The sequence below is a fragment of the Streptomyces lunaelactis genome (genome assembly GCF_003054555.1).
GTDB lineage: Bacteria > Actinomycetota > Actinomycetes > Streptomycetales > Streptomycetaceae > Streptomyces > Streptomyces lunaelactis.
This window is the reverse complement of record NZ_CP026304.1, coordinates 7,654,271-7,669,247: the sequence shown is the minus strand read 5'-3', so window position 1 is coordinate 7,669,247 and position 14,977 is coordinate 7,654,271. Positions and strand designations below refer to the sequence as shown.

At 68.9% G+C, this 14,977-nt stretch carries 10 protein-coding genes; 6 read left to right on the top strand and 4 right to left on the bottom strand.

Annotation, left to right across the window (positions count from 1 at the left end):
* Window positions 1–203: 203 nt before the first annotated feature.
* On the bottom strand, window positions 204–3,308 hold the full coding sequence (locus SLUN_RS35005) for an EAL domain-containing protein (protein ID WP_159100399.1): 3,105 nt from the start codon (window positions 3,306–3,308) through the stop codon (window positions 204–206).
* Window positions 3,309–3,636: 328 nt separating this feature from the next.
* On the opposite strand from SLUN_RS35005, the gene SLUN_RS35000 reads away from it, so the two are divergent.
* The 3 genes from SLUN_RS35000 to SLUN_RS34990 all read left to right on the top strand — a co-directional run bounded on the left by SLUN_RS35000 (window position 3,637) and on the right by SLUN_RS34990 (window position 8,328).
* On the top strand, window positions 3,637–6,927 hold the full coding sequence (locus SLUN_RS35000) for an amino acid adenylation domain-containing protein (protein WP_108153929.1): 3,291 nt from the start codon (window positions 3,637–3,639) through the stop codon (window positions 6,925–6,927).
* A 15-nt stretch (window positions 6,928–6,942) separates the two neighbouring features.
* On the top strand, window positions 6,943–7,740 hold the full coding sequence (locus tag SLUN_RS34995; RefSeq protein WP_108153928.1) for a leucyl/phenylalanyl-tRNA--protein transferase: 798 nt from the start codon (window positions 6,943–6,945) through the stop codon (window positions 7,738–7,740).
* 114 nt (window positions 7,741–7,854) lie between these two features.
* Window positions 7,855–8,328 carry a universal stress protein gene (locus SLUN_RS34990; protein WP_257153853.1) on the top strand — a complete coding sequence of 158 codons (474 nt, stop codon included), beginning with the start codon at window positions 7,855–7,857 and terminating at the stop codon, window positions 8,326–8,328.
* A gap of 49 nt (window positions 8,329–8,377) precedes the next feature.
* Here SLUN_RS34990 and SLUN_RS34985 read toward each other — a convergent pair whose 3' ends face one another.
* Window positions 8,378–9,571 carry a CapA family protein gene (locus SLUN_RS34985; RefSeq protein ID WP_108153927.1) on the bottom strand — a complete coding sequence of 398 codons (1,194 nt, stop codon included), beginning with the start codon at window positions 9,569–9,571 and terminating at the stop codon, window positions 8,378–8,380.
* A 265-nt stretch (window positions 9,572–9,836) separates the two neighbouring features.
* Here SLUN_RS34985 and SLUN_RS34980 point away from each other — a divergent pair, with 265 nt between their 5' ends.
* The 3 genes from SLUN_RS34980 (at window position 9,837) to SLUN_RS34970 (ending at window position 11,936) form a co-directional block, all read left to right on the top strand.
* A complete protein-coding gene (locus SLUN_RS34980; protein WP_108153926.1) occupies window positions 9,837–10,391 on the top strand; it encodes a sigma-70 family RNA polymerase sigma factor in 555 nt (184 codons plus the stop codon).
* 133 nt (window positions 10,392–10,524) lie between these two features.
* Complete coding sequence (locus SLUN_RS34975) at window positions 10,525–11,112, top strand: TIGR03086 family metal-binding protein (RefSeq protein WP_108153925.1); 588 nt, start codon at window positions 10,525–10,527, stop codon at window positions 11,110–11,112.
* 302 nt (window positions 11,113–11,414) lie between these two features.
* Window positions 11,415–11,936: a hypothetical protein gene (locus tag SLUN_RS34970; RefSeq protein WP_257153852.1), complete on the top strand. Its 522-nt coding sequence runs from the start codon at window positions 11,415–11,417 to the stop codon at window positions 11,934–11,936.
* A gap of 72 nt (window positions 11,937–12,008) precedes the next feature.
* Here SLUN_RS34970 and SLUN_RS34965 read toward each other — a convergent pair whose 3' ends face one another.
* Together SLUN_RS34965 and SLUN_RS34960 are read right to left on the bottom strand one after the other, a co-directional pair.
* A complete protein-coding gene (locus SLUN_RS34965; RefSeq protein ID WP_108153923.1) occupies window positions 12,009–13,229 on the bottom strand; it encodes a sensor histidine kinase in 1,221 nt (406 codons plus the stop codon).
* Window positions 13,226–14,959 (bottom strand): sodium/solute symporter, encoded by a 1,734-nt coding sequence (locus SLUN_RS34960; RefSeq protein WP_108153922.1) that lies wholly within the window; start codon window positions 14,957–14,959, stop codon window positions 13,226–13,228. The genes SLUN_RS34965 and SLUN_RS34960 overlap by 4 nt, the downstream gene beginning before the upstream one ends.
* Window positions 14,960–14,977 lie beyond the last annotated feature (18 nt).

The window sequence follows — 14,977 nt, the reverse complement described above, 5'->3', positions numbered from 1 at the left end:
ACCGGAGGAAGAGGCCGGCGGCCTGCCGCCTCGGCTGCCTCGCCGCAGGCGATGGCCTCGCTGATCGGCGGGGACGGGGGATGACCGCCGATCGGCTGCTCAAGCGGCCGGACGCGAAGTACTCCTTCCGCAGTAACGGCCAGTCGCACGGAAGGACCCGCAAGGCGCCGGCCATCGAGGTGCTGCTGATCACCGCCCAGTCGTCACTCGGTCTCCGACGGCAACAGGCCCAACCGCTGCGAAGAGTGGACGAGGCTTTCGGCGTCGGTGGAATTCATGGGCTGCGCGAAGAGGTAGCCCTGCCCGAGCGGGCAGCCCATGGATGCCAGGAGGTCGCGCTGCATCGTGTTCTCGATTCCTTCGGCGATCACCGCGATGCCCAGGGTTTCGGCGATGTTCACGATGCCTTCGATGAGGGCGTACTGCTGGTTGGACACCCCGAGGCCGTCGATGAAGGACTTGTCGATCTTGAGGATCTTGATGGGGAATTCGCGCAGGTAGCTTAGGGACGAGTAGCCGGTTCCGAAGTCGTCGATGGCGATCCGGATGCCCAGGTCGGTGAGTTCTTTCATGCATTCCAGTACGTTGTCACCGCGGCTCATCAGCACGCTCTCGGTCAGTTCGAGGACGAGTGTCTCGGGTCCGATACCCGAACTCTCCAGCGCCCGCCGGGCCATGTCGACGAACCCGGCGTCGCGGAACTGGCGGGCGGAGACGTTTACGCTGACATAGAGCGGCGCGGGCGGCATGTCGTCCTCGTGGGCGCGGCGGGCGCCTTCCCTGCGCCACCCGGCGGCGTCGGAGGTCGCCTGCCCCAGCACCCAGGCGCCGAGCGGGACGATCTGACCGCTCTCCTCGGCGAGGGCGATGAACTGTTCGGGGAGCACCACTCCCCGCGTCGAGTGCGGCCAGCGCACCAGCGCCTCGAAGCCCACGAGATTGCTGGTGTCCAGTTCGACGATCGGCTGGTAGCGCACAGCGAACGACGTTTCGACATTGGTGGCATCGAGGCTTTCCTGCAGTTTGTGCCGCTCGATGAGGTTGGTCTGCAGTTCCGGCTTGTATCTGCGCCACTGGCCTTTACCGGCGGTCTTGGCCGAGTACAGCGCCAGGTCGGAGTGCGCGAACAGTTCGGCCGCGTCGTCGCTGTCCTCAGTTGTCGCGATGCCCACGCTGACGGACACGTTGACCATGCCGGAGGTCAGCTTGAACGGTTCTCTGAACGCCTCGATGACGTGGTCGGCGAACGTCTCGACGTCGCCCGGGGTCATCGAGTCCCCCGTGAGCATGGCGAACTCGTCACCGCCGATGCGCGCCGCGGTATCGGACGCGCGGATGGTGGTGGACAGCCGCAGGGAAACGGCGACGAGAAGTTCGTCCCCCACGCCATGACCAAGCGTGTCGTTGATGACCTTGAAGTCGTCCACATCGACGAACAGCACCCCGACTACGGAGCCTTCGCGCCGACCGCGCGTCAAGGCGTGGCCGGTCCGGTCCTCGAAGAGCACCCGGTTCGCCAGACCGGTCAGGGAGTCGTAGAAGGCGCGGTGAGTGAGTTCGCGCTCGAGTTGGCGGCGCTCGGTGACGTCCCGCAGGGTGAGGACGAGTCCGCGGACGGTGGGCTCCTCCCGCAGGTCGCTGCACCTCACCTCGACCTCGATGCGGGTCTGGTCGCTGCGCAACACCCGCCAGTGTTCACGCCGGTCCTTCCAGCCGTGGGCCCGCATGTCGGCCAGCATCCGGACCACTGTCTGGCTGTCTTCGGGCGGCACGAGGTCCGTCAGCCGGCGTCCCTCCAAGGTGGGGTAGCCGAGCACCGGAACCGCCGATGAGCTGGCGTAGCGAACCCGTTCGCCGGCATCCAGGATCAGGATGACGTCCGAGGTGTTCTGCACCAGCGTCCGGAAGTACGCCTCGCTGTCCTGGCGGTTGATCTCCTGGCTGAGGCTGAAACGCTCGACGGCCAGCGCCGACTGCTCAGCGAGGGTCGTCAGCGTGGTCCGTACGTCGAGCAGTTCGCTCTCGACACCCGCTACCGCCAGCACTCCGATCGGTGGATCGCCTGAGGGGCGGTCGAGGGCGAGGGGGCACAGCAGGGCACTGTGCTTGTCCGAGAGGCCGGCGGCGAGACTCGGACTCAGCTCGGGGAGGGGCACGGGGCGCTGTTCACGGACGGCGGGCAGGGTGAGTATGTCGTCGGATATCCGGCCTCGTTCAGGCAGGACCGCGTCACTGTTCTCACGGACGACCCGCAGGTTGCCCTCGTCGTCACGGACGGCGAGTGCGGCATTGCGCCGCGGACTGGCCAGCAGAGTCGCGACTGTGGACTCGACGGCGGCCGCCACCTCTTCGACCGTGCGGGCCGCAGCGAGCGACTCGATGCCGGCCCGCAGGACCCGTTCCCTGGCGACAGCCCGGCGATGGATCGTCACCACGCCCGCCAGACGGGAGAGCACAAGGAAGAAGAGCAGGGCGGAGAACGCGCCGATGACCCCGAAGTTGCCGCTGTCGCCCCGCCACGCGTCGAGCAGCAGCATCAATGGGGCGATCAGCGACACGAGGGCGAGCACACCAAGGCGAGCGCGCGCAAGCGTCGGAGGCTGCACCGGGACCGGCTGGGTAAGCGTGACCATGGACGGATGGAGCGCAGCGGCTCCCCAGCAGGTGTAGAGGAGCGCCCAGCCCAGGTCGACGGCGGTGCCTATGCGCCAGGTGCCGTTGAGCTGGATCAGTCCGAAGAGGACGTCGGAGGTGAGGATCCCGACGGTGCCAATGGTGAGCAGTTGCAGGGAGCGGCTTTTCCCCGTGCGGGGTGCGAGCAGTCGCGCCAGCATGGCCAGCACGAGGAGGTCTCCGAGCGGATAGGCGATGGCGAATGCCTTCTGCACCCACGTCAGTTCAGGACTGCGCACATACGGGACGATCAGATATATCCACGAAAGCAGCGCCAGACCGACCGTCAGAATGAGACCGTCGATGAGACTGCCGCGGTCGCGGCTTGCCGTCCGCCATCGGATGAAGATCAGCACTCCCGCCGCGTAGAGCGGGTACTGCGCCAAGTAGAAGCCGTCGGCAATGGACGGGAAGGGATTCTGCTGGTGCAGATACTGGGTGTAGACGACATTTATCACCTCACCCGTGAGGAAGCTGAGATTCGCAGCGGCCAGTAGCAACCAGGAAACGTAATGGGACGGCCGATTGAGGAAGATTCCCACAAAGATGGCGAGGATTCCGCTGAGCCCCATCACGCCCCACCAGACCACCCGATGGGCGGGAAAGACGTAATAGAAGGATGTGAGCAAGGCCATCCACGCGAAATAGCCGGCCATGAGACGCTGCCGCCGCTGTGATCGCAATTCGTTGTTCAACAACCCAAGCCACCTCCTGCCTTGCCCCTGACCAGGGGTGGGACGGATAGCCGCCGCAGCCTCGGTCGGCATGCGATGAGGCGCGGTGGCGTCTGCAGCCTCGCTGCGTAAGTGGCGCCATATCAAGCGTTCCACGGGATGCCCGAATAGGCCAATTGTCGCGTCCTGGCTTGCAGTACTCCTCATGGCCGCCCTGTAGGGCGCGCCCATTGTCATCGGGTCGTGCATCATCGGAAGTGCGTGAACGTCACTGTCAGGAGGTCGGATAGTGAGCAACAGTCATCGCCTCCTGTCGGGGGACGCCGCATCCTGCAGGGTCCTGGTGAACGAGGAGGAGCAGTACTCGATCTGGCCGGCCGAACTCCAGATTCCGGTCGGCTGGCACCCCGTGGGCTGGCCCGGTTCCCGGGCCCAGTGCCTGGCCACAGTGGAGACGCTGTGGACGGACATGCGCCCGCGCAGTTCCCGTCCGCGAGGGGCCGCCGGGACATGGCCCTCCGCCCGGCGGCCGAAAGGCCCCCCGGCGGCTCCGACCGTCTCCGAACTCATCCGCGCGCATGCGGCGCGGCAGCCCGAGGCGATCGCGGTGATATCCGGCGCGCACAAGCTCACCTACGGCGCATTGGACCGCCGCGCCAACCAGCTGGCCCACCAGCTGCTTGCCCTCGGCGTGCGCGCCGAGACGGTGGTCACCGTCTGTATGGAGCGCAGCGCGGACATGGTGGTCGCGATGCTGGCGGTGCTCAAGACCCGCGGAGCCTTCCTGCCGCTTGATCCGGCATTTCCGGACCGCCGCTTGGCGCGGTTGGCCGAGCATGCGGGTTCCGGGGTTGTGCTCACCACCCGCAAGCACGCCGGGGCCTTCGAGGGCGGCGGGAGTCGTGTCGTCCTCATGGAGGACTTCCTCGCGGATGCGGCGTCCTGGTCGACCGAGCAGCCGCCGAGAGGCCCCAGGTCGGGTGACCTGGCCTACATGATCTACACCTCGGGGTCGACGGGCACGCCCAAGGGGGTCATGATCAGCCATCACTCGCTGTCGGGCGTGCTGCCCCGGGTGGCTGCCGAGTACGGACTGTCCCCCGGCGACCGTGTACTGCAGCTCGCCGCGCTGGGCTTCGACACCTCGCTCGAGCAGGTCTTCGCGACGCTGCTCAGCGGGGCGACGCTGGTCCTCGGCGGAAGGCACACCTGGGCGCCGACTGAGCTGCTGCACCAACTGCCGGAACACGGGATCACCGTGGCGGATCTCACGCCCGCCTACTGGCATCAGCTGCTCAAAGTCGCGGAGGAGGACAGCGAGGCGCTGCGCTGCCTGAGGCTGATGATCGTGGGCGGCGACACGGTGCTCCCGGGCGACTGCCGGACATCGTTCCGTAAAATGCCCGGCGTGCGCCTGGTCAACGCCTATGGGCTGACCGAGACGACCATCACCTCCACGCTGTGCATCCTGACCGAGGACGTCCTCCCCGGGCACGCCGCCCGCGGGCCGACACCGGTCGGCCGGCCGCTTGAGGAGACCCGCATCCACGTCCTCGACCAGGATCTGCGTCCGGTGCCGCCGGGTCGCAGAGGCGAGATCTACATCGGCGGCTGCGGAGTCGCACGCGGTTACTGGCGGCAGCCGCTGCTGACCGCCGAGCACTTCCTGCCCGACGCCTATGGACCGGTCCCCGGCGAGCGGATGTACCGCACCGGCGATCTCGGGCGGTGGCGTCTGGACGGAAACCTGGAGGTCCTCGGGCGGGCCGACCACCAGACCAAGGTGCGCGGCTTCCGGGTCGACCTCGCCGAGGTCGAGTCCGCCGTCGCCGCCCACCCGGCGGTCGGCCAGGCGGCAGTGGTGCTCCGTGACCGCGGAGACGGGGACCGGGCACTCGCCGCCTACTACACGCCGGCCCTGCCGCCGTCGGGCGAAGTCACCGCGCAAATCAGGTCGTTCGTGTCCGAGATCGTCCCGGACTACATGGTCCCGGCGACTCTCACCGCCGTTGACGAACTCCCCGTCACCCACAGAGGGAAGATCGACCGCCAGGCCCTGTCCCGCCGCGAGAGGACACCGGTCGGAGAAGGCGATGCGGGAAACCCGTCGGTACAGACCGGTATGGCGCAGTTGTGGGCGCAAATACTGAACGTCGAGCGGGTGCGACCGGCCGACGACTTCTTCGAGCTCGGCGGAAATTCCCTGCTCGCCATGGAGATGCTCGCGCGCGCCCGCATCATGTTCGGCATCGGCGTAACGGAGATCCGGAATCTGACCCGCTCCCTGCTGCACAATTCGACTCTCAGCGCCTTCACCGAGGTCGCCCGGTCGGCGCGGGCCGGTGCGGCCAACGGGGTGTCCGTGCCGCACGTGGACTTCGGGGCCGAGGCCGAGCTGCGGGTGCCGGTCCGCCTGGCAGCCTCACGCGTTCCGCGCACGGAGCGGCCTGCGGAGATCCTCCTCACCGGCGCGACCGGTTTCTGCGGGACACACCTGCTCAGCACATTGCTGGCATCGACGCGGGCGCGGATCCACTGCCTGGTGCGCGCACCGGACGCGGACCACGCCCTGGAGCGTATCCGCAGCGCGCACCAGCGCTATCTGCTGAGGGACCTCTCGCCCGGACGGGTCGTGCCGATCGTCGGCGACCTGACGAAGCCGTTCCTGGGGATGCCGCAGGACCGGTTCGAGCACCTCGCTGCGACGGTGGACCTGGTGTATCACTGCGGCGGCGAGGTCAATTTCATTTACCCGTACCACGAGTTGCGGGATGCGAATGTCAGCGGCACCCGGGAGGTCATCCGGCTCGCGGGGGCACACCGCGGCATTCCCGTTCACTACATATCCAGCATGGCGGTGCTCGCGGGCCTCGGAGCGGCGGGCGTGCGGCACGCCACCGAGGAGACCCCGCTCTCGCACGCCGAATATCTGGGGGTGGGGTATGTGGAAACGAAGTGGGTGGCCGAGAAACTACTCCACCAAGCCGCGGCACAGGGACTGCCGGTCGCGATCTACCGGCCGAACGATGTCACGGGGGATCAGACCACGGGCGTGATGAACCCGGACACGGAAATATGCGCGCTCATCAGGTTCATCGCCGACTCGTCCTTCTTCCCGGACGTCGACCTGCCACTGGACTTCATCCCGGCGGACTGTTTCGCCCGCGCCGTCACCCATGTCTCGACCAAAATGCCGGCCACAGGGGACGTCTACCACCTCACCAATCCCGGACTCGCCATGATCGGCGACCTGGCGGACCGGCTGGACGCACGCGGGTATCCGGTACGGAAGCTGCCCTATGACGAATGGGTCCGGAACTTGGTGGGTTACGCCGCAGGCCACCCGACCCACCCGGTCACCCCGTTCGTCCCGCTGTTCGTCGACCGGGCCTCACACGCTGATGTCTCGGTCGCGGAGATGTACTTCCAGAAGAACTTCCCTTCCTTCACCCGGCGGAACACCGAACGAGCGCTGCGCGACACGGACATCGAAATTCCCCCTGTGGACGACAGACTGCTCGACCGCTACATCGACTCGATGCTGGGCAGCGGGTATCTCGACCCGCCCCCGAGCGGCTGAGAGAGGACACCCTGGATGGTGACGCGATGTGACTCCTGGAGATCGCTCGACCTTTCGAGTGCGTCGGCGGGCGGACCCGTCGCGTTCTGTGCGGACTTGAGTCCGGAGACGATTCTGGAGGGATACCGAGCCGGGCTGTATCCATTTCCCGCCCAGGACGCATACGCGTGCGAGCTGAATGAGGCGCTGTTCGAGGCGAATGTCGCGGCCGGGTCGATCGCCATCGTTGGAAGCGGGGAGCGCAATCCCTATGAAGTCGCCTGGTGGTCACCCGACCCGCGGCCGGTCGCCCCTCCCGGCGGAATCCACCTCGGTCATAGTTTCGCGCGCCGGCTTCGTAACCGGTTGGCCTGGACCACCACGGTCGACCGGGCGTTCTCTCACGTTCTGGACGAGTGCCAGCGGGGGCGCCGGCCCCAGTGGCTGACCGAGGAACTGCGACAGAGCCTGATTCTGCTCAACGAACGGGAGTGGGCGCACAGCGTGGAAGTGTGGGAAGGCGACGAACTCATCGGTGGCGCCTACGGCATGCAGACCGGGGCGGTTTTCAGTCTGGACTCGATGTTCTACCGGCGCTCCAGTGCCTCGAAAGTGGCGATCGCCGATCTCGCCGACCGGTTCGGGACCGTCGGCGTCCAGCTGCTCGACGCGCAGTGGGACAGCCCGCCGGTCCGCGCCATCGGCTTCTCCCCCGTCCCGAGAGACCAGTTTCTGGCGATGCTGCGGTCGTCACCCGAAGTGCCGTCGCCCCCCATGGAACCGTTGCCGGCGCGACGACTGGTCACGGCACCTGAACGGCTCGGGGCAGCGTGATCCGCAGGGCGGCCTGTGCGCCGGGCGGTGATGCGCAGTGCGCGAGCGCCCCTCAGCAAGGCGGAGGATGGCGAGCCCGGCAAGATCGGCCGGACAGGGCCTAACCTCGATGGTGTGACAGAGCAGCAGCCCCGGCAGCAACCCCACCCATTCGAACGCGGTACGGACGGCCCGAAGGTGATCGTCGCCGGCCTGGACGGATCCGACTCCTCGCTGCGCGCGGTGTCGTACGCCGGTGGTCTCGCCCGGCGGCAGAACGCCCTCCTCGCCATCGTGTACGTCCAGCCGGTGATGGCTGCGGGCGCGGCTCTCGGCGTCCCGGTCGGCAACACGACCGGGGAGATCGCCGAGGGCCTGGTGGCCGAGCTCCGCGCCGCCGCCGAGCGGGTCAAGGGGATCTGGGAGGTGCGCTGGGAGTTCCACACCTTCCGCGGCGACCCCTACAGCGGCCTGGTCACCGCCGCCGACGAGCTGAAGGCGGACGCCGTGGTGGTCGGGGCCTCGGAGTCTGCGGGCCACCGGTTCATCGGTTCGGTTGCGGTCCGGCTGGTGAAGGCCGGGCGCTGGCCGGTGACCGTCGTTCCGTAGACCTGGAGGGCTCGACAGGACCTCTCCGGCCTGATCCAAACGAAAGACCCTAGCGGCCCATGGTGAGCCCCTGCTCGGCGGCGCCGCGGCTGAGTACCGCCTTGCGGATCGCCGACTGGGCGGCGAGGCAGTCCTCCAGGTCCGCGTCGCGGCACAGCGCGGCCGGCAGATTGATGACGCGTCCGGTCCCGGCGTTCATCCACTGCGGAATGAACTCCGCCTTCTTGACCGCCCACCGCTCGCCTGGCCTCGCGGGCGGTACGAAAGTGAAGCGGCCGATGGAGCCCTGGTGGCCGCGCGGGTCCTCGACCCCTTCGTAGTTGACCATTGAACCGGCGATCTGGTTGCCCATCCCGTAGACGATCCAGGTGCCGTTGACCTTCTCGTACGCCTGCGGGACATGGGCGTGCGTGCCGAGGATCAGGTCGATGTCGGGGCGGCCGTCGGTGGTCGACACGGTGAGCGTCCGGCCGAGCCGCAGCTGCCTTTCGTCGGGGTCGGTCTCCCACTCCGTGCCCCAGTGCAGGCTCACGACGACGACATCCGCACCGGCCTTCCGGGCTGCGCGGGCATCGGCGACGATCTTCCTCTCGTCGATGAGACTGACCGCCCAGGGCTGCTTCTCGGGGAGCGGGAAGCCGTTGGTGCCATAGGTGTAGGCCAGTTGGGCGACCTTGGCTCCGCCGGCCTTCAGCCAGGCGGGGCGCGCGGCCTCGGCGGCCGTGCGGGCGGAGCCCGCGTGCCTGATACCCGCCTCGTCGAGGGCGTCCAGGGTGCGGCGTACTCCGGCGGCTCCGTCGTCCAGGGTGTGGTTGGACGCCGCGGAGCAGGAGTCGTATCCGGTGGAGGCGAGCGCCTTCGCGATCTGCGGCGGGGACTTGAAGGCGGGGTAGCCGGTGTAGTCGCCGTTCCCCCCGTACACCGTCTCCATGTGACAGATCGCCAGATCCGCCCCGGAGATGACCGGCCGGACGCCGGCGAGCATGGGCCGGAAGTCGTAGCCGTCGCCGTCCGCGTCCGCCCTGGCCTGACGGATGACCGAGTCGTGCGGCAGTACGTCTCCGCTCGCGACGAGCGTGAAGCCGCGCGCCGCGACGGTGCCGCCCGCCGCGAAGGGTGCGGGGTGCTGGGGCTCCTGGCGCGGCGAGGCCTTGCCCGGGTCGGCCTGACCGGCGCAGCCCGCCGCGGTTCCCAGCAGTACGGCGGCGAGCGTCACCGCCCCCTGCCGTGTGCGCTGTGTCATCGACCAGCTCCATATCGGATGTAATGCGTCATCAGTATGACAATCCGAATTCATAGCGGAAGTGAGGGCGAGTCAAGGGCAAAGCCGACATAGTCGCTGAGATGGAGGCAGCTGCTCCGGTCGCTTCCGGTTGACCGTTCACCGCACCATTCGTCGCTCAGTGCGACCGCTCGCCGAGGACAACGGTGCGCTGTCTGTCCCTTCACGCCCGAATGCGTTCGTATACGCCACGTGGCAGTGACCTCCGGGCGAAAGGGTGTTGGCAATGACGACGGCGACCGCGTCCACGACGACCGATGAGCAGGCCCTGGCGGCGTTGCAGCGCGAACACGGCCCCGCACTGCTGAGCTTTCTGTCCGGCCTGACCTACGGGGACCAGCAGCGCGCCGAGGATCTGCTGCAGGAGACGCTCGTACGCGCCTGGCAGCATCCGGAGGCGTTCGACGGTCCGTACGAGTCGATGCGGCCGTGGCTCTTCACGGTCGGGCGCCGCCTCGCGATCGACGCGCGGCGGTCCCGGATGGCCCGTCCCACCGAGATCGGCGACGGCGTCCTGGCCACCACCGCGGACCCGGCGGACATCACCGAGAGTGCTGTCGCCGCGCTCGACGTCCGGGCGGCCGTCGAGTCACTGAGCCCTGAGCACCGCGCGGTGCTGGTGCAGATCTACTTCCACGGGCTGAGCGTGAACGAGGCGGCCGAGACGCTCGGGATACCGCCGGGCACGGTCAAATCGCGTTCGTACTACGCGCTGCGCGCCCTCGCCCGCTGCCTGCCGGGTTACGCCAGGCCCGGCGCGTCGGCGCCCGCCGGCCGCTAGCTTGTCATTGACCCCGGGGTCCGAACGATGTCTCGAACGTGATCACTCGCCTCGGTAACCGCCGTACGTGCAGGCGGCCTTCGGCTGATCATGTCCTCCGACCACCTCCCCCGTATGCGGAAGGAACCCGACCATGAACGCCATCGCCGACCGTTACCGCAGACACGCCAACGCCTTCGAGCACAAGATCGCAGCGGTGCGCCCCGAACAGTGGGCCAATCAGTCCCCTTGCGCCGCCTGGGACGCCCGCGACGTGGTGGACCACATCGTGTCCATGCACGGCGTCATGCTGCGCCCCGTCGACCGCACTCCCAGCCCGGCGCCGTCGGTGAAGGAGGACCCGCTGGCCGCGTTCCGGGCCGTACGTGCCGATGTCGAGGCCGTGTTGGACGACCCCGCTCTCGCCGGGGCCGACTGCGACACGCCCAACGGGCGCATGTCGGTCGAGCAGCAGATCGATCAGGTCGTCAGTGACGATCTCGTCCTTCACGGGTGGGACCTCGCCCGGGCCACCGGGCAGGACGAGACGATCCCGGCCGACGATGTCGCGCGGCTGTGGGCGGGCACGGCAGCGCTTCCGGCCGAGGTGATGGAGAAGCTGCGGACGCCGGGCGCATACGGCCCGGGCGTGGAGGTGTTCGGGCCGGAGGTGATGGTCCCGGACGACGCTTCGCTGCAGGACCGGCTGCTCGGTCTCATCGGGCGCGACCCGGCCCGCTGAGGATTCACGCCCGAAGGGGCCGCGACTCCCGAAAGGGAGTGGCGGCCCCTTCGTCCGGTCCGTAGGCCTGTCCGGACGCGCCACCGGCACTCCCGGACACGCCGCCGGGCTGTCCGCGGCCCAGTCACGTCCGCCCCGAACGCCCCGGTGGTGACCTGTTCCCTCTCGGACCACGGCCAAAGGGTGACCGTATGCGAAACCTCACGCTCAAGTTGAGCAAAGACGCGCCCGTAGCCGTGTCTCACGGTGAAAGGCTCGTCGTCGAGTCGGCACACGCAATCGTCCGGAAGAAGGTGGGAAGGGTGCAGCCCGAGAGATCGAACGGCACCAGCGGAGGCGGGCTGGCAGTCCCCATGGCGTGGCTCTGCGCCGAGTACATCGCCGACGAGATGCTCCGCACCGGTGCTCTCGTGGAGAGCGGCTCGCTCGAGTTCCGGGCGGGCAGACAGACGCTCGCCCTCACCATCTATCTCTGCGACAGCGCGGACGAACTCGCCGGCGTCAGGGTGGTCTCCCGGATCGACGAGTGGCTGTCCCTCACCTCTTACGGCCACCCCTGGCAGGAGTGGGTTCAGGAGCGGCTGGCCGCCCGGGAGGAGCGGGAGCGCGATCTCGGCTGCGGGACGGATGTGGATCTCGCGCTCGCGCGGGACGCCTGGAGCTGGCTGCGCCAGACCGAGCTGCTGGCCGCCGATCTCGGCGACAACGAGTTCTGGGCGCCTCCCAGTCCGATGAACATGGCCGTGGACGAGTACGAGCAGATATGGACCCCGGCCTGGCAGTTGGGTCTGCCGCTGGGCCATTTGGCCATCCACCTCTTCTGATCGTTGTCGTCGCTCATCGTCACCGGTTCACACGAAACGGTGGCGAGGTGACGCAACGCCGACGGGGAGATCTCAGCCGGTGGACCGGCGCCCCGCCGAGGAGTGCACACCCGCCCGGTACTTGGGAATCCGGACTGTGATCTTCATCCCCGCGCCGACGCCGGTCTCGATGACGAGTCCATGGTCGTCGCCGTACACCTGACGCAGTCGCTCGTCGACATTGGAGAGGCCGATGCCCGACGAGGCCGTCCGCTCCCCCGCGAGGATTCCTCTCAGGACGGCCGGGTCCATTCCCACGCCGTCGTCCTCGATGGTCACCATGGCCTCGGCCCCGGCGTCCTGCGCCGCGATGGTGATGCGGCACGCGCTCGGGGAGTCCTCCAGGCCGTGCTTGACGGCGTTCTCGACGAGCGGCTGCAGACACAGGAAGGGCACCGTCACCGGCAGCACTTCCGGCGCCACCTGGAGCGTCACCTTGAGCCGGTCGCCGAAGCGGGCTCCGGCCAGCGCCAGGTACTGCTCGATGCAGCGCAGTTCGTCGGCGAGATTGGTGAAGTCGCCGTGCCGGCGGAAGGAGTAGCGGGTGAAGTCAGCGAATTCCAGGATGAGTTCACGGGCCCGCTCGGGGTCGGTGCGGACGAACGAGGCGATGGCGGCGAGCGAGTTGAAGATGAAGTGCGGCGATATCTGGGCCCGCAGCGCACGGATCTCCGCCTCGATCAGCCGCGTACGGGACCGGTCGAGCTCGGCCAGTTCCAGCTGTACGGAGACCCAGCGGGCCACCTCGGTGGCGGCTCGCACCAGGACGGCCGACTCCCGCGAGCCGTAGGCGACCAGCGCGCCGAGTACCCCTTCCTCACCGGTCAGCGGGGCGATCACGGCCCAGCGCAGCGGGCACTCCAGGTCCTCGCACTCGGTGTGCACGTTCTGGCTGCGCCCCGAGTCCAGCATCTCGGCCACGCGCACCATCACCCGCTGCTCATGGTGGTCGGCGCCGGGGCCGTCCCAGGCGAGCACGGACTCGCGGTCGGTGAGGCAGAGCGCCTCGGTGCCGAGCAGGGAGCGCAGCCGCCGGGCGGCCTTGCGTGCGGTGTCCTCGGTGAGGCCGGCGCGCAGTGGGGGTGCGGCCAGCGACGCGGTGTGCAGGGTGTGGAAGGTGGCCCGCTCGACGGGCGTGCCCAGGTCGAGGTCGGGTTTGCCGCCGCGTCGTGCGGTCAGGCGGCCGAGTGCGATGCCCGCCGCGAGCAGTACCGCTCCCGCCGCGGCCAGCGCTGCCAGTCCGATCCCGGTCATCGTTCCGCTCCTTCGGGCTGCGGCCTGCCGACGAGGCCTTCCGGCAGGTGCAGCCGGGCGAGGATCGCGGTGGCGCCGGGAGGTATGTGGCGCGGGGTGGCCAGCGACACCAGCACCATGGTCAGAAAGCCCAGCGGCACCGACCACACGGCGGGCCAGGCCATGAGGGTGTGCGGCCAGCCCTCGGGCGCGAGCCCCGCGCGGGTGGCCATCACCGCGGTCAGCGCGGCGCCGCCGCCGGTCACGAGTCCGGCGGCGGCGCCGGGCGGAGTGAGCCCGCGCCACCAGATGCCGAGCACCAGCAGCGGGCAGAACGAAGAGGCCGATACGGCGAAGGCGAGCCCCACAGCGTCGGCGACCGGCACATTGGTGGCGACGACACTGACACCGAAAGGGACCGCCATGGCGAGGAGGGTCGCGAGACGGAAGCTCCGTACGCCGCGCGCGGGCAGCACATCCTGGGTGATCACACCGGCGACGGACATGGTCAGTCCGGACGCGGTGGACAGGAACGCGGCGAACGCGCCGCCCGCCAGCAGCGCGCCGAGCAGATCCCCCGCGATTCCGCCGATGATGCGTTCGGGCAGCACCAGGACGGCGGCGTCGGCTTCCCCGGTGAGGGCGAGTTCGGGCGCGTAGATCCGCCCGAGCGCTCCGTAGACGGGCGGCAGCAGATAGAAGGCGCCGATCAGTCCTAGGACGACGAGGGTCGTGCGGCGCGCGGCGCGTCCGTTGGGGCTGGTGTAGAAGCGGACGGCGACATGCGGGAGTCCCATCGTGCCGAGGAAGGTGGCGAGGATGAGTCCGTACGTCGCGTACAGGTGGTAGCCGTCCCGGCCGCCGGAGAGCGGCTGGGACCAGCTGAACGGATCGGCTCCGGCATAGGCCCGTTCGGGTACCTCGGCGCCCTTCGGGAAGCGCAGGGTGGTGCCCGCCTCGATGCGGTGGGTGCCCTTGTCCAGGGTGACCTGCCGCTGTTCGTAGGGCGTGCCGTCGATGTCGCCGGAGACGGCGAGGGTGAGCGGGCCGTCGAGATCCACCCGGACGGTGTCGTCGACGCGTATGACGGTGTGTTCACGGAAGAGCGTCGGCGCGTCGAAGCGGGCGCGGGGCGCGTCGTCGCCCAGCCAGGCGGCGACGAGGAAGAGCGCGGGCACCAGCAGGGCGGTGAGCTTGAGCCAGTACTGGAAGGCCTGCACGAAGGTGATGCTGCGCATGCCGCCCGCCGCGACGGCCCCGGTGACCACGACGGCGACGACGAGTCCGCCGACCCAGTCGGGCGCACCGGTGAGGATCTCCAGGGTCAGCCCCGCACCCTGGAGCTGGGGCAGCAGATAGAGCCAGCCGATACCGACGACGAAGAGGCTGGCGAGCCTGCGCACCGCGGCGGACTCCAGCCGGGCCTCGGCGAAGTCGGAGAGGGTGTACGCCCCCGAGCGGCGCAGCGGGGCCGCGACCAGCACCAGCAGCACGAGATAGCCGGCGGTGTACCCGACCGGGTACCAGAGCATGTCGGGGCCCTGCAGGAGCACCAGGCCCGCGATGCCGAGGAAGGAGGCGGCCGAGAGGTACTCGCCGCTGATGGCGGCGGCGTTGAGGCGGGGCTTCACGGTGCGGGAGGCGACGTAGAAGTCGGAGGTGGTGCGGGATATTCGCAGGCCGAGTGCGCCGATGAGCACGGTGGCGAGCACTACGACGGTGACGGCGGTCACCGCGTAGGTCTGGTTCACGTCGGTTCTCCCGGGAGC

Coding starts and splice junctions, on each gene's coding strand:
- SLUN_RS35005 (WP_159100399.1), bottom strand. CDS start 3,308: ATGGCCTTGCTCACATCCTTCTATTACGTCTTTCCCGCCCATCGGGTG.
- SLUN_RS34995 (WP_108153928.1), top strand. CDS start 6,943: ATGGTGACGCGATGTGACTCCTGGAGATCGCTCGACCTTTCGAGTGCG.
- SLUN_RS34985 (WP_108153927.1), bottom strand. CDS start 9,571: ATGACACAGCGCACACGGCAGGGGGCGGTGACGCTCGCCGCCGTACTG.
- SLUN_RS34980 (WP_108153926.1), top strand. CDS start 9,837: ATGACGACGGCGACCGCGTCCACGACGACCGATGAGCAGGCCCTGGCG.
- SLUN_RS34975 (WP_108153925.1), top strand. CDS start 10,525: ATGAACGCCATCGCCGACCGTTACCGCAGACACGCCAACGCCTTCGAG.
- SLUN_RS34965 (WP_108153923.1), bottom strand. CDS start 13,229: ATGACCGGGATCGGACTGGCAGCGCTGGCCGCGGCGGGAGCGGTACTG.